Genomic DNA, 21,102 nt, shown 5'->3' with positions numbered 1-21,102 from the left:
CGTCAGGCAGGCGCGCATCATGCCGCGAACGCTAGCACAGCCGCTGATCGTCTTCGAGCCGGTTTCGTAGGCAGTGTTAGCTACTAGATTGCGATCCTAACTAGCTCGCTTTATCGTCTAAGTCGTCAACACAGGTAAGAAGGGCGGCAATCCATGAGCATCTCTGCGAGCTTCTCGACCCCGGGTCTGCTCCTGACGGTCGCGCTGACGGCCTATCTGGCCTTCGCCGCTCCCTGGCTGGGCAGGCGTCAGTACGACCGGCTGGCACGACGCCGCGCCCACGACCCCCGGGCGCTGGTGCACGCGTACCGGCTGTGGATGGCGGAGGAGTGGATCTGGCTCGCCGTGACGGCGCTGATCCTGGTGCTGTCGCCGGGGCTCGACCCGGCGGATCTGGGCTTCGCGATGCCGGGCCACCTCGGCCGGGTCGCCCCGGCGGTCGTCGGTATGACCAGCGCCATCGTGATCGGCACGTTGCTGCTCCGCCGCCTCTCCCGCTCGGGCCGTGCCGCACCGGGTCAGGCGGCCTACGCAGAACTGATGCCGCGCACCGCCGGCGAGCGGCGGCACGGCCTCGCCATGGCGATCACCGCGGGCGTCTGCGAGGAGATCGTCTACCGTGGCCTGCTCATCGCGTTCGGCGTCGGTGTCCTGGGCCTGAGCACCACCGCGGCCGCCGCCCTCGCCCTGGTGGTCTTCGTGGCGGGCCACTTCTACCAGGGTTGGAAGGGCATGGTCGTGGTGGCCCTCCTCGGCTTCTGGCTCACCAACGTGTACCTGTCCACCGGCAGCCTGCTGCTGCCGATCCTGGTGCACGTCCTGATCGACGTCCGGGGCCTCGTGTGCATGCCCGCGCCCGACCGCAAGGTGGTCGGTCAAGCGGGCTAGGTAGTACTCCTACCGTGCGAGGATGAAGCACATGGCGACCGACCGCCGCGCGAGCTGGCTCAAGGGCGTCCTCGACCTGCTGGTGCTGGCCAGCCTGACGGAGGGCGAGAACTACGGCTACGAGATCGCCAAGTTGCTCGCCGGCTCGGGGCTCGGCCAGATTCGGGGCGGCACGCTCTATCCCGTGCTCAACCGGCTGGAGGAGGCGGGTCTGGTGTCGGCCGAGTTCCGGGTGACCGAGCGGGGCCCCGGCCGGCGCTACTACCGGCTGACCGAGCAGGGCCGGCAGACGCTGGCCGAGCAGGGCCGCCTGTGGCTGGCGTTCGACGAGTCCGTACGCACGGTGCTGGCCTCGGGAGGATTGCAGTGAGCACCTACCTCGACGAGCTGGAGGCCCTGTTGCGCGCGGGCGGCGTGCCCGCGGCGCAGATCGAGGCCACCGTCGCCGACCTCGCCGCGTACGTCGCCGAGACCGGCGCCGACCCGGAGGAGGAGTTCGGTCCTGTCGGCGACTTCGCCGGGCAGCTGCTGGCGGCGCGGGCGCCCGAGGCCGACGCGGCGGACGCCACCGAGTGGCGGTGGACCGCCGACATCTTCACCGACCGCCGGATGCTGGCCCGGCTCGGCGACCAGGGCTGGGAGATCGACCGCGTCGACCACCTCGGCAGGTTCGTCAGCCACCGCGATCCGGAACGGCCGCAACGGTGGGAGTACCGCAGGGAACCGTCGATCGGCGGTACCGCGCTGGCCGCGCGGCTGGCGCCCGAGGGCTGGGAGCCCTGCGGCACCTGGATGTACTGGCGCTACTTCAAGCGGCCCAGGGCCGCCAGCGTGGGACCGGCCGCGCAGCTCGACTCCCCGCCCGCGGCCCCCGGCCGCAACGTCTTCTTCAGCCGGCGGTTCTACCTCGTGCTGGCCGTGACCCTGCTCGCCCTGGTCGTGCCCGGGATCCTGTGGGGGCCGTCGGACGGCGACGGGCCGGGCTTCCTCGCCGGCATGGCGGTCGGAGGCTGCGTCGCGATCGCCGCCCTGGCGGCGATGTGGCTGTGGACGGCCCGCCGCCGGCACTAATGCCGGGGCACTAGCCTGAGCGGCGATGGACCGTATGACGACGGCGCGGGGGGATTTCGACCTCGCCCGCTTCCCCGAGGACCCCCGCGACCCGCTCCGCGCGTGGGACGCGGCCGACGAATACCTGCTGCGGCACCTCGACGAGCGCGAGGGCGGGCCGGTGGACCTGTCGGGGAGCCTGGTCGTGCTGGGCGACCGGTGGGGCGCCCTCGTCACCGCGCTCGCCGCGCACCACCCGATCAACCGGCCGGTCCAGATCAGCGACTCCTTCCTCGGTCAGCAGGCCACCCGCGCCAACCTCGAGCGCAACGGCCTCGACGCGGACGCCGTACGGCTGCGCACGACCAGGGACGCGCCGCCGGACCGGATCGACGTGCTGCTGGTGCGGGTGCCCAAGAGCCTCGCCCTCCTGGAGGACCAGTTGCACCGCCTCGCCCCCCACGTGCACGAGGGCACGGTGGTCGTCGGTGCGGGGATGGTCACCGAGATCCACACCTCGACGCTGAAGCTGTTCGAGCGTGTCCTCGGGCCGACCCGGACCTCGCTGGCGGTCAGGAAGGCGCGGCTGATCTTCTGCTCGCCCGGCCCCGCGCCGGCGCGAGGAGCCGATCCCTGGCCGCGGAGCTACGCGTTGCCCGCCGGCGTCGGGGTGGTCTCCGGCCTGACCGTCGTCGACCACGCCGGCGTCTTCTCCGCCGAGCGCCTCGACGCCGGCACTCGCCTCCTGCTGCGCAGCCTGCCCGCGCGTACGGGGCCGGAGCACGTGGTCGACCTCGGCTGCGGCAACGGGGTGGTCGGGCTCGCCGCGGCGCTGTCCAACGGCGAGGCCGAGGTGACGTTCATCGACGAGTCCTACCAGGCGCTGGCCTCGGCGGAGGCCACCTTCCGGGCGAACACCGGGGCGGACGCCGCCGCCCGGTTCGTGGCGGCCGACGGCCTTTCCGGCTTCCCGCCGGGCACGGCCGACCTGGTGCTGAACAACCCGCCGTTCCACACCCACCGGGGCAGGACCGACGCGACCGCCTGGCGCATGTTCAACGGCTCGCGTGCCGCGCTGCGGCGGGGCGGCGAGTTGTGGGTGGTGGGCAACCGCCACCTCGGCTACCACGTGAAACTGCGCCGGCTCTTCGGCGACTGCGAGGTCGTCGCGAGCGACCCGAAGTTCGTCGTGCTGCGGGCCGTGAAGCGCTGACTCAGAACAGGGTCAGCGGCTCGTCCGGCATCGGCCCGTTCGATGACATGGGCTCGGGCAGCGGCTCCACGCCGGGCACCTCGGCGCGTACGTCGTCGTGGAACCGGCGGGCGAGTGTCAGCGCGTCGGCGTTGTCCGGGGTGTGGACGAACACCGTCGGCGAGCGGCCCTCACGCAGCCACCCGGCGACCGCGTCCACCCAGTGCCGCCAGCCCTCGGCCGTACGCTCCGGGTCGTCACGGCCGATGTAGCGGACGATCGGGCGGTCGGTGAGGGCGGCGGTGCGCAGCGGCACGCGCGGCTTCTTCGACCAGGCGTCCCGTTCGGCGTCGCTGGTCGGCGGGCTGCGGAACAGCACGGTCGTGTCGAACGGCACCCACTCGGCGCCGGCCCCGGTCAGCACCCGCTCCAGGAGCCGCGCGGCCCGGGGGTCGTCGAAGAACGCGCGGTGACGGACCTCGACGGCGTAGCGGTGGTCGCGGGGAAGACGTCCGAGGAAGGCCGCGAGCGCGCCGACGTCCGCCGGGCCGAACGAGCCCGGAAGCTGGATCCACAGCGCGTGGGCGCGCGGGCCGAGCGGCTCGATCGCGTCGAGGAAGGCCCGCAGGTCGTCGTCGGCCCCGGTCAGTCGGCGCTCGTGGGTGATCGGCTTGGGCAGCTTGACCACGAAGCGGAAGCCGGGGTCGGTCTGCACCGCCCAGGACTCGACCGTGCTCCGCGAGGGCGTCGCGTAGAACGTCGTGTTGCCCTCGACCGCGTTGCACCAGGTCGCGTAGGCCCGCAGCCGCTCCCCAGGCGGAAGCGGGTGCGGCAGGAGACGCCCCCGCCACGGCGCGTGCGTCCACATCGCGCATCCCACATGAAGCCGCATGGCCCCGACGTTATCCGGTTCGGATCACTCCCCCGCTCACTCCCCGGCGACGGGCGGCGGCACGTCCGTCACGGACCACGTGACACGGTGGCGCAGCACCTCGCCGGGCGCGAGCGAGGTCAGGGGCGACATGGTCTCGGCCTCGACCAGCCGGGCGGTGGGGCGCAGGCCCTCCAGCCCCTCCAACTCCTCCTCCTTGGGGTACTGCATCCAGATGGCGATCTCCGAGCCTTCGTCGGGATAGGGCGCGCCCAGCCGCACATCGAACCGCTGCGTCAGCGTCGCCCCGCCGGGGGCCACCACCGCCAGCCATCCGGCCGTGCCGCCGATGCCGATCTTGCCGACCACGTCGCGCACCGGCACCCGGCCCGCCGAGGGGGAGACCCACTCCAGGACCGGCGCGCCGTCGGGGGCGAACAACGTCACCGGTGCCCGGTGCCGCCCGGTCAGCCCGATCCACACCCCGCACCGGGGATCGTCATGGTCGCGGAACGACTCGGTCTCGAACTGGGTCACCGTCCAGGCCGCCCACCGCACCGGGTGGTCGGTGACGTTCTCCAGCTCGCTGTCGACCACGAGGACGGCCTCGCCGGCCGGCATCGTGACCGTTCGGGTGACGGCCAGCCCGGTGCGCGGGTCGTCGCCGCTGCGCATCCGTACGCGCAGGTCGTCGCGCTCCAGCACGGTGTAGGCGCCGGCGTCGAGCACGGGGTCGGGCGGCCCCGCCCACTCCTGCGCCGACGACCATCCCTGCGGGGCGGGCCAGGTCTTGTCTCCGCCCCAGTTGGCCCAGCTCGCGAAGCCGGTGGGGGCGGGCAGCCGCCGCGCGGTGGGGGTGAGCGCGAGCGACGCGTCGAGCAGTTCGGGATTGCGCCACAGCCACTCCCGGCCCGCGGCGCGCAGCGAGATGATCCGCCCGCCGCGTCGCGGCAGGACGACCGCCTCCCCCCAGGGCGCGGCGAGCCGGACCAGCGGCTCGTTCTCGTGGTTCGTCATCGGTCCAGAGAGGGGACCAGGCAGACCTTGCCGGTCCGCCCCGAGTCGGCCAGGCGGTACGCCTCGTCGGCCTTCTCCAGCGGCAGCACGTCGGTCACCAGCCGCTGCGGGCTCGCGCCCCACCGCACGAGGCGGAAGGCCAGCTCCTCCATCGCCTGCAGCGAGGTGACCCAGGAGGCGTACAGGGTGAGCTGGCGGTGCAGCAGCAGGTCGGAGACCTCGGTCTCCAGCCGGCCACCCTCGCCCACCAGGGAGACGCGGCCCCACTCGGCCGCGCCCCGGATCGCGACGCTCCGGCCCGCGGCCGCGCCCGAGCAGTCCATCGTCACCGAACAGCCGCGTCCCCCGGTGGCCTCGTCCACGGCCTCGGCGACCCCGTCGTCCGCGATCAGGACCTCGTCGAACAGGCCGAGGGATCGGGCGTGCGCGGCGCGCTCGGGCGAGCGCTCCACGCCGAGCACCCGGGTCGCGCCGAGACCGCGTGCGATCATGGCGGCGGCCAGCCCGACCGGCCCGAGGCCGACCACGAGCAGGTCGTCGCGCCCGCCGACCCCGGTGCGCAGCAGGCCCTCGTACGCCGTGCCGAACCCGCACGCGATCAGGGCGCCGTCCACGTAGGACAGCTCGTCCGGGAGCGGCACGGCCGTGCTCTCCTCGACCAGGATGTACTCGGCGTGCCCGCCGTCGCGCTGCCAGCCGTACGCCGACCTGCGCTCGGGATCGGAGCAGCTGATCATGTGGCCGCGGCGGCAGTTGGAGCAGCGCCCGCAGCCCGAGATGTGGTAGACGATCACGCGGTCGCCCACCCCGAAACGCCGGCAGCCCGGGCCGGTCTCCACCACCTGGCCGCTGGGCTCGTGCCCGGCCACGACCCCCTTGTACGCCGCGCCTTCCTGACCGACGTGGGTCTTGTGCCCCCGGTAGATGTAGGACAGGTCGCTGCCGCAGATGCCGGACGCGCCCACCCGTACGAGCAACTGGCCGGGGCCGGGCGTGGGCACCTCGACGTCGCGGAGCACGGCGGTGAAGTCGCCGGGCAGGAAGACGCCTTTCATGGCGGTCATGAGGCACGGGCTCCGTTCCGCTTGGAGAGCAACACGTTGATCAATACGGCGCCGACGATGATGACGCCGCGGACCACGTCCTGGAAGAAGGCGTTGACCCCGAGCAGCACGAGGCCGTTGCCGATGACGGTGATGAAGGCGACGCCCAGCAGGGTGCCGAGCAGGGATCCCTTGCCGCCGGCGAGGGAGGTGCCGCCGATCACGACCGCGGCGATCACGTCGAACTCGAGACCGACCGACGCGCCGCCGTTGCCGGACCCGAGGCGCGCGGCCAGCAGCAGGCCGCTGACCGCGGCGAGCAGGCCGGTGGTCGCGAACAGGATCACCCGGATCCGGGAGACATTGATCCCCGCGAGGCGGGCGGCCTCGGCGTTGCCGCCGACGGCGAACACCGAGCGCCCGTACGCCGTGCGGTTGGCGACGAAGAGGAACACGACGAACAGCACCGCCATGACGATGGCCGGGGTCGGGATGCCGAGGATGCTCCCGGCCAGGACGTCGAGGAGCCCGTTGGCCTCCAGCGGAACCGGCAGGCCGTCGGTCATGTACTGCGCCAGCCCGCGCAGGGCGCTCCACAGGCCCAGCGTGGCCACGAACGACGGGATGCCCCAGCGGGCGCGCAGGTAGCCGGCCCCGGCCCCGAGCAGCAGGCCCACCGCGAGGCAGACCAGCACGGCGAGGGCGAACGGGATGTGCCACTCCCCGGTGGCCTTGGCCAGCAGGACCGAGGAGAAAGCCACGGCCGGGCCGATGCTGATGTCGATCTCACCGGCAACGATGACGAGGGTCATCGCCCACGCCACGACGCCGATCGTCGCCGCGTCGCGCAGGATGGCCAGCTGGTTCGTCACGGACAGGAAGCCCGGCGCCGTCGCGGAGAGCACCACGAACAGCACCACGATGGCCCCGATGAGCCCGATCTCGTTCAGCCGTTGCGTGTTGCGTCCCAGCCGCCCGCCGCGGGCGTCCGCCTTGGCCACGGGCGGGCCCGTGGGCGTGGTCGTGCTCATGTTCTCCCTCACTCCTCGGCAATCGCCAGGGCCATGACCCGGTTGAGCTCGATCTCGTCGCCGCTCAGCTCGGCCACGGCACGCCCGCCGCGCAGGACGACGATCCGATCGCAGACGTCGGCCAGCTCCTCCACCTCGCTGGACACGAAGACCACCGCGCGCCCGTCGTCGGCCAGCAGGCGCATCTGGTCGTAGATCTGGCGTTTGGCCTCCACGTCCACGCCGCGGGTGGGCTCGTCGAGCAGCAGCACGTCGCTTCCCGCGTGCAGCCACCGGGCGAGCACGGCCTTCTGCTGGTTGCCGCCGCTGAGCGTGCCGATCGGCGTCCCCGGACGGGCCGTCTTGATGGCCAGGCGGTCGATGAGCGCCCGGGCGGCCTGCCGTATCGCCCGGCGGTCCAGCACGCCCGACCTGCTCACCCCGCGCAGGTCGCTGATGACGATGTTCTCGTCGACGCCCATCAGCGGCACGATCCCCTCGCGCCGCCGGTTCTCCGGCGTCATGCCGAGCCCCCTGCGGAGCATCGCGGCGAACGCGCCGGGCCGTACGGCCTCGCCGCGCAGGCGGATCTCGCCGGAGGCCGGGCGGTCGAGCCCCACCAGGGCGCGCAGCGTCTCGGTGCGGCCCGAGCCGAGCACCCCGGCGATGCCCAGGATCTCGCCGGGACGCACGTCGATGTCGAGGCCGTTCAGCCGGTCGCTGACCAGGCCGCGCGCCGACAGCACCGGCGGCTCCGCGCTCGGGCGGCGGGCCCGGGCCGCCACGGCCTCGGGCGCCGTGCCGAGCATCATCGCCACGATCTCGTGGGTCGAGGCCGTGCGCACCGGCAGCGTCTCCACGATCCTGCCGTCGCGGACGACCGTGGCGGTGTCGGCCACCTGCCGGATCTCGTCCATGCGGTGGCTGACGTAGATGACCGCCACGCCCTGCTCCGCGACGGTCCTCACGACGTCGATCACCTGCCGGACCTCGGCGGCGGCCAGTGAGCTGGTCGGCTCGTCGAGGATGAGCAGGGTGGGCCGCTGGCCGACCGCGCGGGCGATCTCCACGAGCTGCTGCCCGGCGGAGCCCAGCGCGCCGACCGGGCTGTCGACGTCGATGTCCACGCCGATGCGCGCCATCGCCTCCTTCGCGTCGGCGCGCATCCTGCGCAGGTCGAGCGCGCCGCGGGAGCGCGGCCAGGCGCCCAGGAACAGGTTCTCCGCGACCGTCATCTCCGGCACCAGGCTCAGCTCCTGGTAGACGGTCGCGACGCCCAGGGCGGCGACGTCCCGCGTGCCGAGGCCCGCCAGCGGCTTGCCGCGTACGAGCGCCTCACCGGAGTCGAGGTGCTCGGCGCCGGACAGGACCTTGATCAGGGTGGACTTGCCGGCGCCGTTCTTGCCCAGCAGCGCGCGGACCTCGCCGCGCCGCACCGCGAAGTCGACGTCGCTGAGAGCGGTGACGCCGGGGTAGCGCTTGGTGCCCGCACGCACCTCCGCGACGACGTCGGTGTTCGACATGGGAGCCTTCCTGGGAGCCTTCGGTGGGGGACGAGTCGCCTGGACGGTCTACGGGATGCCGTCGGCGTGCTCGGTCAGCCACTTCTCGTTGGTGGCCTTGTCGTCGGCGGTGTAGAGGATCGGCTCGACCGGGATGACGAACGAGTCGTTCTTGGCGCCGCTCGACGCCTTGCGGGCGGCCTCGTACGCGAGCTTGCCCACGGTCTGCGCGGGGACGTCGATCTCGGCCTTGAGGATGCTGCCGTCGACCAGGGCCTTGGCGATGTCGACGGTCATGTCGCTGCCGAAGACGACGGTCTTGCCCACGCGGGAGCGCGTGGTGACGGCCTTGATCCCGGCGAGGGTGCCGCCGCCCGCCACGGCGTAGAACGCGTCGAGCTCGGGGTTGGCGGTGATGATGTTCTCGGCGACCGGGGTGGCCTTGTCGACGACCGCGCCCTCCTGGTCGGCGACGTACTGGGCGCCCGGCACCGACTCGGCCAGGCCGTCCTTGAAGCCGCGCTTGCGCTCCTTGCAGACCTCCACGAAGTCGCAGTTCAGGATGGCGATCTTCGGCTTGTCGACCTTCTGGGAGGTGAAGTATTCACCGGCCTGCTCACCCAGCTTCTTGCCGAAGACGTACGGGTCGGACAGGACGTAGCCCCACACGTACTTCTTGGCGTCCGCGTCGTTGATGCAGGTGTTGTAGCAGACGACCGGGATGCCGGCCTTGCTCGCCGCCGCGATCGCCGGGGTGGACGCCGTGGCGGAGACGGCCGAGGTGATGATCGCGTCCACGTTGGAGGCGACCAGGGTCGACATGAACGAGGACTCCTTGGCCGCGTCGCCCTGCGCGTTGTTGCCCAGCAGCTTGAGCTGCGAGTCCTGGGCGGCGGCGGTCTCGATGCCCTTCTTCACGCCGGCGTAGAAGCCCTGCGAGTCCAGGTAGATCACCCCGACGCGCAGCTGCTCCTTCGCGCCCGAGGCGCCGCCGGACCCGGCGGACTGACCGCAGGCGGCGAGCACGGCGCCGACGGCCAGCAAGGCGATGCACCGCATCACCGTGAGTCGTACTGATGCCACGAATGGCCTCCCATGAGTCTGTCTTCGGTTGGCGACGCCACCGGGTAGGGCGCGCTGCGCCACGTTCCAGATGATGAGGCGGACGTAACGTGCCTGTCAATAAATTGTCATAAAAAAACACTTATCGTAGAGTGGCCGCGTGAACCTCCCCGGACCTTCCACGGAGGCCGGATGCTGCGCGGTCGTGACCGGCGCCGCCTCCGGCATCGGCGCGGCTACCGCCAGGCGTCTCGGCGCGACGGGCATGCCCGTCCTGCTGTGCGACATCTCCCCGGCCGGGGAGGACGTCGCCGCGGCTGTCGTCGAGGCGGGCGGCACGGCAAGATTCGTGCGCATGGACGTCAGCGACGAGAGCGCATGGGGGGAACTCCGCCGCGTCGCCCACCGGGAGTACGGCCCGGTGCGGCATCTCGTCAGCAACGCCTACGTCGTGGACGTGAGACCCGTCCACGACCTGGGCGCGGCATCGTGGAACCGGCAGCTGGAAGTGAACCTCACCGCCTCCTACCTGGCCTTTCGCACGCTACACGAGGATCTGAAGGCGACGTCGGGGGCGGTCGTCCTCGTCTCGTCGGTGCACGCCCTCGTCGGCCTGCCCGGCCACCCGGCGTACGCGGCGACGAAGGCGGCGCTGGTGGGTCTCGGCCGCCAGCTCGCCGTGGACTACGGCCCCGGGGTGCGCGTCAACACCGTGCTGCCCGGGCCGATCATGTCCCCCGCGTGGGACCGCGTGGCGGAGGAGGACCGGCGCCTGAGCGTGGAGGCCACGATCGCCAAGCGGTTCGGCGAGCCCGCCGAGGTCGCCGCGGCGATCGCCTTCCTGCTGTCGGACGAGGCGTCCTACATCACCGCCACCACCCTCGTCGTCGACGGCGGCTGGAGCGCGACGAAGAACTCCTCCTGAGAGGGATGACCGCAGAGCATGAGCACCTACAAAGGGCGTGGCATCCACGGCCAGGTCGTCGAGACCATCGGCCGCCGCCTCGTCACCGGGCAGTTCGCCGAGAACGGGCGCATCGACCTGGTCGAGCTGGAGGCCGAGCTGCAGGTGTCCCGCACCGTGGTGCGCGAAGCGCTGAAGGTGCTGGCCGGCAAGGGCCTGGTCGACTCGCGGCAGAAGCGGGGCACGGTCGTGCGCCCCCGCAGCGAGTGGAACCTGCTCGATCCCGACGTGATCAGCTGGGAGTTCGAGAACCGGGGCAGCGAGATGCTCGGGCAGCTCGCCGAGGTGCGGCAGATGTTCGAACCGGCCGCCGCCGCGCTGGCCGCCGACCGGCGCACCGACGCCGACCTCGCCGAACTCGAGGCGGCCCTGGAGGACATGACCGCGGCCAGGACCCCGGCCGAGGCGGCCTCCGCCGACCTGCGGTTCCACCGCGCCGTCCTGGCCGCGACGGGCAACGAGCTCCTGGTCCGCATGGAGGTCGTCATCGAGTCCGTGCTCGCGGAACGGGACCGCATCGTCCACGACGTCGTCACCGCCGACGACCCGGTGCCGAGCCACCGGGCCCTGCTCGACGCCATCAGGGCCGGGGACGGCGAGGCCGCCAGAACCTGCGCGCTCGCGCTCCTCGACAAGTCCATGGCCGACGTCGACCGCGCGGCCCGCCTTCAGGGAGACCGGTGAAGATCACGCGCATCGAAACGTTCCTGGTCCCACCCCGGTGGCTGTTCTGCCGGGTGGAGACCGACGAGGGACACGTCGGCTGGGGCGAGCCGGTCGTCGAGGGACGGGCCCACTCGGTCAGGGCGGCGGTCGGCGAGATCGCCGAGCTGCTCGTCGGCGCCGACCCGCTGCGCATCGAGGACCACTGGCAGGTCATGACCAAGGGCGGCTTCTACCGCGGCGGGCCCGTGCTCGCCAGCGCCGTCGCCGGCCTCGACCAGGCCCTGTGGGACATCGCCGGCAAGGCGCGCGGCGTCCCCGTCCACGAACTGCTCGGCGGTCCCGTACGCGACCACGTCCGCGCGTACGCCTGGATCGGCGGCGACGAACCCGGCGAGATCGAGGAGGAGGCCCGGCGTCAGGTGGAGGCGGGCTTCACCGCGGTGAAGATGAACGCCAGCGGCCGCATGTCCCCCATCGCGGGCCCGGGCGAGATCGACGAGGTCGTCGACCGCGTCGCCGCGGTCCGCGAGGTGCTCGGCCCGGGCCGGGACGTCGCGGTCGACTTCCACGGCCGGGTGTCCTACCCGAACGCCCGGCGACTGCTGCCGCTGCTCGAACCGCTCACGCCCCTGTTCGTCGAGGAACCGGTCGTGCCGGAGTCGATGCCCCAGGTGCGCAGCCTCGTGGAGGCGTCCAACATCCCCATCGCCCTGGGCGAGCGGCTCTACTCCCGATGGGACTTCCTGCCGGCGTTCCAGGCGGGCGTCGCCGTGGCGCAGCCGGACCTGTCCCACGCCGGCGGCATCTCGGAGGTCCGCCGCATCGCCGCCCAGGCCGAGGTGTTCGGCGCCCTGCTCGCCCCGCACTGCCCGCTGGGACCGATCTCCCTGGCCTCCAGCCTCCAGGTGGCGTTCGCGACCCCCAACTTCCTGATCCAGGAACAGAGCATCGGCATCCACTACAACGACGGCAACGAGCTGCTGGACTACCTGGTCGATCCGTCCGTCTTCGCCTTCAGCGACGGCCGGCTCTCCCGGCCGACCGAGCCGGGTCTGGGCATCGTGGTCGACGAGGCCGCGGTGCGTGAGGCCGACAAGCAGGGCCACACCTGGCGCTCTCCGATCTGGCGTTACCCCGACCGCTCCTTCGCAGAATGGTGACCGGCGTGCAACCATACGATCTGCTCGACCTGCTCAGAGCCCGGCGGCTCCTGGCCATCGTCCGCGGCGACGACCCGGCGGCGGCGCTGCGCAGCATCGACGTCCTCGCTGAGGAGGGCGTGACCCTGATGGAGGTCTCGCTCAGCGGCGCCGACGCGCTGTCGGTCATCCGGAAGGCGGCCTCCACCCTGGGTGCGGGCGTGCACCTCGGCGCGGGGACCGTGCTGACCGCGCGGGACGCCGTCGCGGCCAGGGACGCGGGCGCGACGTTCGTCGTCACGCCCGGCCTGGGCGAAGGGGTGGACGAGGCGCTGCGCCTCGGACTGCCCGTGCTCGCCGGAGCGATGACCCCCACCGAGGTCATCGCCGCGACCGCGCGGGGCGCCGCCGCCGTCAAGCTCTTCCCCGCCTCCGCGGGAGGGGTCCCCTATCTACGTGCGCTGCGCGACCCGTTCCCGGCCGTGCCGTTCGTTCCGGTCGGCGGCGTCGGCCTCGACAGCGTGCACGACTATCTGGAGGCCGGGGCCGTCGCGGTCGGCCTCGGCTCGCCGCTGCTCGGCGACGCCCCGCGCGGCGGCGACCTGGACGACCTGCGCCGCCGGGTCGCCGCGGCGCTCGACCTGGTGGGCGCTCCATGAGGGCGGACGTCCTGACGATCGGCGAGGCGATGGTCACGGTGCGCTGCGCAGGACCGCTGCGCCTCGGCGGCGACTCGCGGGTGTCCACCGCCGGTGCGGAGGCCAACGTCGCCATCGCCCTGTCCCGCCTCGGGCACACCGCCCGCTGGACCGGCGCCCTCGGGAACGACGAGCCCGGCGAGCTGGTCCTGCGCACGCTGCGGGCCGAGGGCGTCCTGACCGACCACGTCGTGCGGCGTGCGGACGCCCCGACCGGCCTGCTGCTCCGGGACGTGGCCGCCGGGGGCCGGGCCCGGGTGCACTACTACCGCAGGGACTCGGCCGCATCGACGCTGTCGTGGAACGAAGTGCGCCCCGCCGTCGAGGCGGGTCAGGCGGGCCTGCACCTCACCGGCATCACGCCGGCGCTGGGGCCCGCGCCGCTGGAGGCCGTCGTCGCCGCCGCCCGGCGGGCGCACCGCTCCGGCGCCTGGGTGAGCCTCGACGTCAACCACCGTTCCCTGCTGTGGTCCCGGGAGGAGGCCGCGCGGGCGCTGCGGCCGCTGCTGCCGTACGTCACGGTGCTGATCGCGTCCGACGACGAGCTGGACCTCGTGGCGGACGGCGACGGCGAACGCGACGGCGTGGCGGCTCTGCTGGACGCCGGTGTCGAGGAGGTCGTCGTCAAGCGCGGCGCGGCGGGCGCGAGCTACCACGACGCGCGGACCTCGTTCGACGTCCCAGCTCGACGGGTGCCCGTGGTGGACGTCGTCGGCGCGGGCGACGCGTTCACCGCCGGATATCTGTCCGGGCGGCTCGACGGGCTCGACGCGTACGGCCGGCTCGAACGGGCGACCCTGCTGGGCGCCGCCTCCGTGGCCTGCGCCGGGGACTGGGAAGGGCTGCCCACCCGGGCCGAGCTGCCCGCGCTGGCCCTGCCGGACGGGGAGACGCTGCGATGACAGCGCCGGAGATGCCGGTCGACGCCGGTCTCGAGACCCGCTACCCGGAGTAGACCTCCAGCTCGCCGATCTGGGCGGCGGGCCAGCCGGTGTTGCCGGTGACGGTGATCCGCACGTATCGCGCCGAGGAGGGCGGCACCGTGATCGTCACCGTGTTGCCCGATGCCGGGTCGAAGGTGTAGCCACCAGGCCCGGCGACCGTGGAGAACGACGACCCGTTCGTGCTCGACTGCACCGCCAACGTCTGCGTACGCCTCTCCCACGCCGTGGCGGGCGGAAGTTTCAGCACCACCCGCCCGACCGTCGCGGCGGCACCCAGGTCGACCTGGACCCACTGCGGGAACGCGTTGTTCGGGCTCTCCCAATAGGTGTTGGCGTCCCCGTCCACCGCGTTGCCGGAGGCGTAGTTCTGCGTGTGCCCGCTCTCCGACGTCGCCTTCCCCCGCGCCAGGTTGGGGTCGCCGCCGTTCACGACGGGCGGCGTCGGGCGTACGGAGGTGAGCGCGATCCGGCCCCTGAGCATCCGGCCGCCGTCCCGGGTGAGCCGCAGGTAGTAGTCCGACGAGCAGACCGTGCCGTCCTCGTCCAGCCCGAGGAGCCCGGAACCCACCGGGATCGTCGAGGTGTTCTCCGCGGTCTTGGCGATCTGGTTGCCCTCGTTGAACTCGTCGAACATCGAGATGTAGATGCCCTGTGCCCCGGCGCGGACCATGTTGTAGAACTGCCGCCACATGAAGTCGCCGTGCGCGCGCTGCCGCGACTTCACGTCCCCCGGCAGCACGCACGGCTGGTAGTCGATGCCGTGGGCGTCGCAGTACGCCTGGTCGGGGACGTTGAGATCGGCGTAGAACCGGTCGGAGTCGGCCGCGTTGCCGATCCGCCCGACCATCCACGGCGAGAGCATGTTCAGGGCGTTGAAGACGTCGATGAACCCCGGCCGGCAGTCCTCCACGCCCGTACGCCAGTAGGTGGGCACGCCGCCCATCACGTAACAGCCCTGGGCCTTGAACCACTCGACCACGTCGAGGCAGGCCGCCGGGTCGGACGGGTGCTTGTCCTCGTTGAACCCGAAGCCCCAGATGCCCACGACCGGCTTGCCGTTCTGGCGCGCGTACGCCGAGGAGGCCGTCAGGGCCGACATCTTGGTCGTCCAGTCGGTCTTGATCTCCGGGTGGAAGTTCGCCCAGCCGGACACGTCGTACATGACGTAGAACTTGCGGCCGTTCGCCTCGGCGGCGCTGCGCACCTTGGCGGCCATCGCGTCGCGTGTGGCGCCCTCGCCGCCGTTCGGGTTGAAGCGCTGCAGGGCGGCCGTGTCGATCTCGTTGTCCCGCATCCACCGGAAGTGGGTGTCCACGGTCTGCTGGTCGTAGGAGGAGAACAGCGTCGCGGGCTGCCCGTTGCCGAGGGTGCCGTACGCGGTCGGGTAGACGTGGGTGAACTCCCGCATGTCGGGCCAGGCCACGATGGCGGTGTTGCCGGGGGAGGGCGCCTGGGACCAGTTCTGGCTCCAGTGCCACCAGCCGTCGATGGGGGCTCCGTCGCCGGGGCAGGCGAACCAGCCCTGGTAGCCCACGGTGATCTTGCCCACCACGTCGCCCGGGCCGCTCGCCGCGCTCGCGGCGGAGGTCAGGGCGGACACCAGCTGACTGGACGACACCGCGGCGAGGGCGGATCCGGAGACGACGGACGTGATGAACGTACGGCGTGAGAACGGCACGTGCACTCCTCTGCTGGGAGGTCCACTGGACAGCGTTCGCTGACCGCACCGTCCTTCCGGAAAGCTCCGGGGACGCCAGGAGGCACGGAGCGGCCCGGGCCGTTTCCGTCCGGCGGACCGCTTGCCGTAATGGTTACCGCGTCTGACTTCTTCGTGCAATAGGCCAAAATCTTGCGGCGGTTTGCGCTGGAACTCGCGGGCATTTTGCGTGCGGTTGCGCTCGACCTCAGCCCCGGCCTGCGAAAAACCGCAGGGGGAAACGGGAACCTACGTCATGTGACGAGCCGGAACGTCGCGGCCAGTTCCGCGGCCAGTTCCGCGACGCTTCGGGAGCCGTCGACGGGCAGGACCGGCAGCCCGAGTTCGCGGGCCTGGCGTCGCACCTCCTCGTCCCACAGCCGGTCGCGGGCCAGTCGCTTGGCCAAGGCGGCGGCGTGGTCACCGTCTCCCCAGTTGGCGCGCGCTCGGGCGGGATCGGCGAACCGGGCGCCCAGCGCACGGGCCCGGAATTCGGGCGCCGGCAGGAGGAAGACGGCCTGTTCCGGCCGCGTGACCAGCGGCGCGACCTCCCTCGGCAGCGTACGGAAGTCGTCGACGAGGACCGGACGGTCGGCGGGCAGAGCGAGCAGGTCGTCGAGGACGAAGCCGAAAGTCTCGCCGTGCAGGCTGGGCATGGCGTGGAAGATCTCCTCGGCGGTGCGGCTCGCCCATCTGTCCTCACGTGACGTTCGCAGCAACGCCCACAGATAGGGCTGTCGCTGCGAATCACACCTGTGGACATAGCCGAGTTCGGCTCGGTCGCCGTCGTAGACGAGCACGTCGTGCCGTTCGGCCAGGGCCCGGGTGACGGTGCTCTTGCCGGCTCCGGCGCCGCCGGCTATCCAGCGGACATGCGCGAGCCTGCGGCGGAGATCGACGGTGGAAGGCCGGCTTGTCATGCCCGGCAGTCTCACAAACACGAGCGGAGCCGGTCCAGGACCGCGGCGGCCGTCAGCAGGTGGGCCGGTAGTCCACCGCGGGGAAGTGGGCGGCCCACTCCGCGCGGGTGAGGTCGCGGCCGATCTCCTCGCAGAGCTTCCCCGCGAGCGGGCCGGGCCGCAGCTCCCAGCGGATGATCCTGCCGTCCTCGCCGCCCGAGATCAGGTCTCCGCCCGCGGTGAAGGCCAGGCCCCTGATCGGAGCGGTGTGCCCGGTCAGCGTGGCCGCCGGCCGCCCGGTTCCGGGGACAGCGGTCGCCAGGTCCCAGACCATGATCGTGCGGTCGTCTCCCGCGGACGCGAGCGAACGGCCGTCCCGGCTGAAGGCGAGGGCCTGGACCGGGGAGGTGTGGCCGGTCAGCGTGGCGTACGACGCCCAGGTCCGCGTGTCCCAGAGCTTCACGGTGCGGTCGGCGCCCGCCGTGGCGATCGACCTGCCGTCCGGGCTGAAGGCGACGTCGAGCACGGAGCCCTGCCTGGTCCTGAGGGCGCGTACCTCCCTGTCGCGAGCGAGGTCCCAGACGACCAGATCGCCGGCGGGGCCGGTGGTGACGAGCAGCGGATCGCGGGGGCTGAACGCCAGCGCCGAGACGAGATATCCACCCGCGAACGGCACCTCGACCGGCTTGCCCGGATCGCGGACGTCCCAGCGGAACCGGCCGAGCGCGGTGGCGACGAGAAAGCGCCCGTGCGGATCGAAGCCGACGTCGGTGGACGCGCCGAGCCCCCGGTACGCCGCCGTGCCGAGCCTGCGTCCGCTGCCGACGTCCCAGAGGGTGAGCGTGTGGCTGCGGGTGACGGTCGCGAGCAGGCGGCCGTCCGGACTGAAGGCGACGGCCCGGACGTGATCGGGGTGGTCGCCGAACGTGGCGATCGGGTTCCCGGCCACGTCCCACAGCCGGACGGTCCTGTCGCTGCTCGCCGAGGCCACGAGCCGGCCGTCCGGGCTGATCTCGATGTCGTTCACGGCCTGGTTGTGTCCGCTGAACGGAGGAACGGCGCGCTCCCGGACCACGATGGTCCGGCCCAGCCCGGCCGAGGCGAGCATCGAGCCGTCGGCGCTCAGGGCGAGGGACAGCGTCTCGGTGCGGCTTCTGTCCTGGTAGGTCTCGACGGGCTGCCGTCGCGCCACGTCCCAGATCGTGATCAGGCCGTCCTCGTCGGCGACGGCGATCCGCCCGGCGACCGGAGCGGACATGTCCCAGGTGTACGGCGCCCGTTTGGGCAGCCCCGGCAGTCGAGTCACATGGTCGTGAGCGATCCGCCAGAACCTCACACCGTAGTGCGACGATCCCGTGGCGAGGATTCCGCCGGCGGGGTCGAAGCCCAGCCTGTGGACGTTCACGGCGTCGAGCGCTGCGACCTTCGCCCCCGAGGCGGCGTCCCACACGAGGGGGTTCTCGGTTCCGCCCGTGGTCGACACCAGGAACGCCTGGTCGGGGCTGAAGGCGAGAGCCACGACCTCCTCCCGGTGTCCCTTCAGGGTGCGCATGCTCCCGTCGCGCAGGTCCCACAGCTCGACCGCGCCCTTGCCCACTCCGATGGCGATCCTCGTCCCGTCCGGGCTCAGCGCCATCGCGTCGGTGATCCGCTCCCGCTGCCGCTCGAACACGGGCCGGCGGGAGGCCAGGTCCCACACGACGACCACGCCCCTGCTCGATCCGAGCGCGGCGTCCCTGACCACGGAGGCGAGCAGCCTGCCGTCATGGCTGAACGCCGCCGCTCTGGCGTGGATCTCCCCCGGTCCCGTCCGGGTCAGCGGCCCGGGGAAGACGGCGACACGGGTGCGGGTGCGCAGGTCCCAGAGGCCGACGGCTCCGTCGGTGCCGGCCGCGGCCAGGCGCGACCCGTCCGGGCTGAACGCCAGCCCGAAGACCGCGGGCCCTTCCACGTTGAGCTCGATGCGGCGGCGCGCCGCGGCCGACACGCTCAGCAGGGCGCCCCGCGTCTCCGGCTCCGGGTCGAGCCGGTACGCCGCGATCGCCAGCAGGCCCGCGAGATCGGGATCGGTGGCGAGAAGCGATCGGGCCTGCAGGGACTGCTGCCGTGACAGGGCCACCAGCTGCTGGTGGCCGGCCTCCCTGCCCTGCCGTACGGCGACGCCGCCGCCGAGCAGGGCGAGCAGGAAGAGCGCGGCCATCCCGGCCAGCAGGCGTTGCAGCAGCCGGGTGCGCCGCCGCGCCGCGGTGCGCTCACTGTCCTCCAGCGCGCGGCTGGCCCGCAGGAAGGCGCTTTCGACGTCGTTGAGCTCCTGCGGATGGTCCTCCGCCCAGGTCCCGGCCACCAGAAGCTGGGCGCCCCGATACAGGGCGCCCGGGTCGCGGCCCAGCTCCCGCCACGTCTGCGCGGCGTCGGTGAGCCGCCGGTGGACGAGCAGGTCCTCGCGGTCGTCGGTGAGCCAGCGGTGGAGCCGCGGCCAGGCCCTGATCAGCGCCTCGTGCGCCACGTCGACCGTCTCCTCCGCGAGGACGACCAGCCGCGCGGCGGCGAGCCGGTCGAGCACACGGGCGGTGACGTCGGGGTCGGCCACGCCGACGAGTTCCGTACGGGAGATGGGCCGCCTGGTGTCCTCCGTGCCGTCTCCCAGCGCGGTCAGCCGCAGGAAGATCCTGCGGGCGGCCTGCCGCTCCGCCGGGGCGAACTCGCCGAAGACCCGCTCCGCGCTCTGCGCGATGGCCCCGCGTACGCCGCCGGCCGCCTGGTAGGCCGGCAGCGTGAGCCTCGCGCCGGTCGCGTTCCGCCAGGTCTCCAGCAGCGCGTGCGAGACCAGCGGCAGGCTGCCCGGCTCCTCGGCGGCGTCGGCCAGCACCGTGGCCAGCAGGTCGGGGTCCACGGTGAGCCCCGCCCGGACGGCGGGCCGTACGACGATCTCTTGGAGGTCCGGCGACGACACCGGCCCGACGAGCATCTGGGCCTCGCCGCCGAGCGCCTCGACCAGGGCGGGGTGCTGGGTCAGGTGGGCGAGGAAGTCGGCGCGGACGCCGAGCACGAGGACGACGCGCCGACCGGCGTCGGATGCGGTGCCGAGCGCCACGCCGAGCAGGGCCTCGACGAACCGGCGGCGCTCCGCGTCGTCGGCGCACAGCGTGAAGATCTCCTCGAACTGGTCCACCACCAGCAGCAGGCGGGTCTCCGGCACGCCGCCGAGCGCGGCGGCCAGTGCGGCGGCCAGTGCGGCGGCGGGTGCATTCGCATCGCGAACCAGGTCGTCGCGCAGCGCCACCGGGTCGCCGCCCGACGCCTTCGCCACCACGTCGGCCAGCGCGTCCAGCGGGTGTTCCCCCGGCGTCATGAGCAGGCCCCGCCACGGCACCGCCGCACCGTTCCCACCTGAGACACCGTCCCCGCCTGGGGCCGCACCCTTCTCGCCGAAGACGTCGTCCTCGCCGGGGACGGATCCCAGCAGGCCGGCGCGCAGCAGGGACGACTTGCCGCTCCCCGACGCGCCGAACACGCCGACCACGGGAAGCCGGTCGACGAGGTCGCGCAGCCGGTCGACCAGGTGGGAACGGCCGAAGAACCAGTCCGCGTCCTCCGGCTGGAACGCCATCAGACCCCGATAGGGGCAGTCGTCCGTCTTCCGCCGCTCCGCCTCCGGGGGCGGGGCCAGGGCCGGGAGGAGGTCCTCGTCGCCCCGGAGCATGGCCTCGTGCAGGCGCTGGAGCACGGGGCCCGGCTCGATGCCGAGCTGGACGTTCAGGACATCGCGGGTTTTGCGGAAGACCTCCAGTGCCTCGACCTGACGCCCGGACCGATACAGCGCGAGCATGAGCTGCCCGTGCAGGCTCTCCCGGTACGGATGCTCCCTGATGAGGTCGGCGAGTTCGGCGGCCACCTCGACGTGCCGGCCCAGAGCGAGCTCGGCCTCCGCCAACCGCTCGTGCGCCATGAGCCGCGACTTCTCCAGCCGCCGGGCCTCGTCGGCGACGAGCGCGCAGTCGGCGAACTCCGCGAACGCCGGCCCCCGCCAGAGGTTCAGCGCCGCGCGGAGCCGGTCACGGGCGGATTCGAGGTCTCCCTGGTCCAGAGCCGCGCTTCCCTGGGCGGCGAGGCCGCGGAACCGCGTCGCGTCGAGCGCGTCGGGGATGATCGCGTAGCCGCCCGGCCGTCCGGGCAGGACGTGGGCGCCGTACGCCCGCCGCAACTGGTGGACGTAGAGGTGGATGTTGCGCCGCGCGGACGCGGGCGGCCGGTCGCCCCAGACAGCGGCGATCAGCCAGTCGACGGACACCGGCTGGCCCGCCTTCGACAGCAGCGCGGCCAGGGTGAGCCGGAGTTTCGGCGCTCCCCCGACAGGGATCAGGTGACCATCGTGGGAAACGCTGAGCGGCCCCAGGACGTGAAATTCCACTCAGATTCCGCCTCTGTCCGGACACCGGAGTGAAGAATCCAGGATCTTCG

18 protein-coding genes are annotated in these 21,102 nt (G+C 72.6%); 9 read left to right on the top strand and 9 right to left on the bottom strand.

Going from position 1 to position 21,102, the window contains the following annotated elements; translation table 11 throughout:
• The first annotated feature begins 153 nt into the window (after window positions 1-153).
• From FH610_RS35495 to FH610_RS35480, 4 genes are read left to right on the top strand one after another with little or no spacing between them, the layout of a single operon-like run.
• Entirely contained in the window at window positions 154-888 is a 735-nt protein-coding gene (locus tag FH610_RS35495) for a CPBP family intramembrane glutamic endopeptidase (RefSeq protein ID WP_139579618.1), read from the top strand.
• 31 nt (window positions 889-919) lie between these two features.
• On the top strand, window positions 920-1,258 hold the full coding sequence (locus tag FH610_RS35490; RefSeq protein ID WP_139579680.1) for a PadR family transcriptional regulator: 339 nt from the start codon (window positions 920-922) through the stop codon (window positions 1,256-1,258).
• A complete protein-coding gene (locus tag FH610_RS35485) occupies window positions 1,255-1,959 on the top strand; it encodes a DUF2812 domain-containing protein (RefSeq protein WP_205826307.1) in 705 nt (234 codons plus the stop codon). Before FH610_RS35490 ends, FH610_RS35485 begins: the two co-directional genes overlap by 4 nt.
• A 25-nt stretch (window positions 1,960-1,984) precedes the next feature.
• On the top strand, window positions 1,985-3,151 hold the full coding sequence (locus FH610_RS35480) for a methyltransferase (protein WP_205826306.1): 1,167 nt from the start codon (window positions 1,985-1,987) through the stop codon (window positions 3,149-3,151).
• Between the two features lies 1 nt (window position 3,152).
• On the opposite strand, the gene FH610_RS35475 is transcribed toward FH610_RS35480, so the two are convergent.
• Genes FH610_RS35475 through FH610_RS35450 form a run of 6 tightly spaced genes read right to left on the bottom strand, consistent with a single transcriptional unit; the run spans window position 3,153 to window position 9,656 of the window.
• On the bottom strand, window positions 3,153-4,022 hold the full coding sequence (locus tag FH610_RS35475) for a DUF72 domain-containing protein (RefSeq protein WP_139579617.1): 870 nt from the start codon (window positions 4,020-4,022) through the stop codon (window positions 3,153-3,155).
• A gap of 36 nt (window positions 4,023-4,058) precedes the next feature.
• Window positions 4,059-5,018: a DUF4380 domain-containing protein gene (locus tag FH610_RS35470; protein WP_139579616.1), complete on the bottom strand. Its 960-nt coding sequence runs from the start codon at window positions 5,016-5,018 to the stop codon at window positions 4,059-4,061.
• Window positions 5,015-6,082, bottom strand: a complete 1,068-nt coding sequence (locus tag FH610_RS35465) for a zinc-dependent alcohol dehydrogenase family protein (RefSeq protein WP_205826305.1) — start codon at window positions 6,080-6,082, stop codon at window positions 5,015-5,017. The genes FH610_RS35470 and FH610_RS35465 overlap by 4 nt, the downstream gene beginning before the upstream one ends.
• The gene (locus FH610_RS35460; protein ID WP_139579615.1) at window positions 6,079-7,092 is read right to left on the bottom strand and encodes an ABC transporter permease; all 1,014 of its coding nucleotides are present in this window, start codon (window positions 7,090-7,092) and stop codon (window positions 6,079-6,081) included. Before FH610_RS35460 ends, FH610_RS35465 begins: the two co-directional genes overlap by 4 nt.
• Before the next feature lie 8 nt (window positions 7,093-7,100).
• Window positions 7,101-8,594 (bottom strand): sugar ABC transporter ATP-binding protein, encoded by a 1,494-nt coding sequence (locus tag FH610_RS35455; protein WP_139579614.1) that lies wholly within the window; start codon window positions 8,592-8,594, stop codon window positions 7,101-7,103.
• Between the two features lie 48 nt (window positions 8,595-8,642).
• On the bottom strand, window positions 8,643-9,656 hold the full coding sequence (locus FH610_RS35450; protein ID WP_205826304.1) for a substrate-binding domain-containing protein: 1,014 nt from the start codon (window positions 9,654-9,656) through the stop codon (window positions 8,643-8,645).
• Window positions 9,657-9,795: 139 nt separating this feature from the next.
• Between FH610_RS35450 and FH610_RS35445 the strand changes: the two genes are divergently transcribed.
• From FH610_RS35445 to FH610_RS35425, 5 genes are read left to right on the top strand one after another with little or no spacing between them, the layout of a single operon-like run.
• The gene (locus tag FH610_RS35445; protein ID WP_139579613.1) at window positions 9,796-10,560 is read left to right on the top strand and encodes an SDR family NAD(P)-dependent oxidoreductase; all 765 of its coding nucleotides are present in this window, start codon (window positions 9,796-9,798) and stop codon (window positions 10,558-10,560) included.
• Between the two features lie 18 nt (window positions 10,561-10,578).
• Window positions 10,579-11,283 carry a FadR/GntR family transcriptional regulator gene (locus tag FH610_RS35440; protein ID WP_139579612.1) on the top strand — a complete coding sequence of 235 codons (705 nt, stop codon included), beginning with the start codon at window positions 10,579-10,581 and terminating at the stop codon, window positions 11,281-11,283.
• A complete protein-coding gene (dgoD, locus tag FH610_RS35435; protein ID WP_139579611.1) occupies window positions 11,280-12,425 on the top strand; it encodes a galactonate dehydratase in 1,146 nt (381 codons plus the stop codon). Before FH610_RS35440 ends, dgoD begins: the two co-directional genes overlap by 4 nt.
• Before the next feature lie 5 nt (window positions 12,426-12,430).
• Window positions 12,431-13,063 carry a bifunctional 4-hydroxy-2-oxoglutarate aldolase/2-dehydro-3-deoxy-phosphogluconate aldolase gene (locus tag FH610_RS35430; protein ID WP_205826303.1) on the top strand — a complete coding sequence of 211 codons (633 nt, stop codon included), beginning with the start codon at window positions 12,431-12,433 and terminating at the stop codon, window positions 13,061-13,063.
• Window positions 13,060-14,004: a sugar kinase gene (locus tag FH610_RS35425; RefSeq protein WP_139579609.1), complete on the top strand. Its 945-nt coding sequence runs from the start codon at window positions 13,060-13,062 to the stop codon at window positions 14,002-14,004. The genes FH610_RS35430 and FH610_RS35425 overlap by 4 nt, the downstream gene beginning before the upstream one ends.
• Window positions 14,005-14,044: 40 nt before the next feature.
• On the opposite strand, the gene FH610_RS44855 is transcribed toward FH610_RS35425, so the two are convergent.
• The 3 genes from FH610_RS44855 to FH610_RS35410 all read right to left on the bottom strand — a co-directional run bounded on the left by FH610_RS44855 (window position 14,045) and on the right by FH610_RS35410 (window position 21,052).
• On the bottom strand, window positions 14,045-15,724 hold the full coding sequence (locus FH610_RS44855; RefSeq protein WP_139579608.1) for a glycoside hydrolase family 99 protein: 1,680 nt from the start codon (window positions 15,722-15,724) through the stop codon (window positions 14,045-14,047).
• A 272-nt stretch (window positions 15,725-15,996) separates the two neighbouring features.
• The gene (locus tag FH610_RS35415; protein ID WP_139579607.1) at window positions 15,997-16,662 is read right to left on the bottom strand and encodes a hypothetical protein; all 666 of its coding nucleotides are present in this window, start codon (window positions 16,660-16,662) and stop codon (window positions 15,997-15,999) included.
• Window positions 16,663-16,714: 52 nt separating this feature from the next.
• Window positions 16,715-21,052, bottom strand: coding sequence for an nSTAND1 domain-containing NTPase (locus tag FH610_RS35410; protein WP_139579606.1), 4,338 nt, complete (start codon window positions 21,050-21,052; stop codon window positions 16,715-16,717).
• Window positions 21,053-21,102: the final 50 nt, after the last annotated feature.

The sequence above is a fragment of the Microbispora catharanthi genome, from assembly GCF_006334915.2.
GTDB classification, from domain to species: Bacteria; Actinomycetota; Actinomycetes; order Streptosporangiales; family Streptosporangiaceae; genus Microbispora; species Microbispora catharanthi.
The sequence above is the reverse complement of the archived record's forward strand: the minus strand, read 5'-3'. Positions and strand labels throughout refer to the sequence as shown.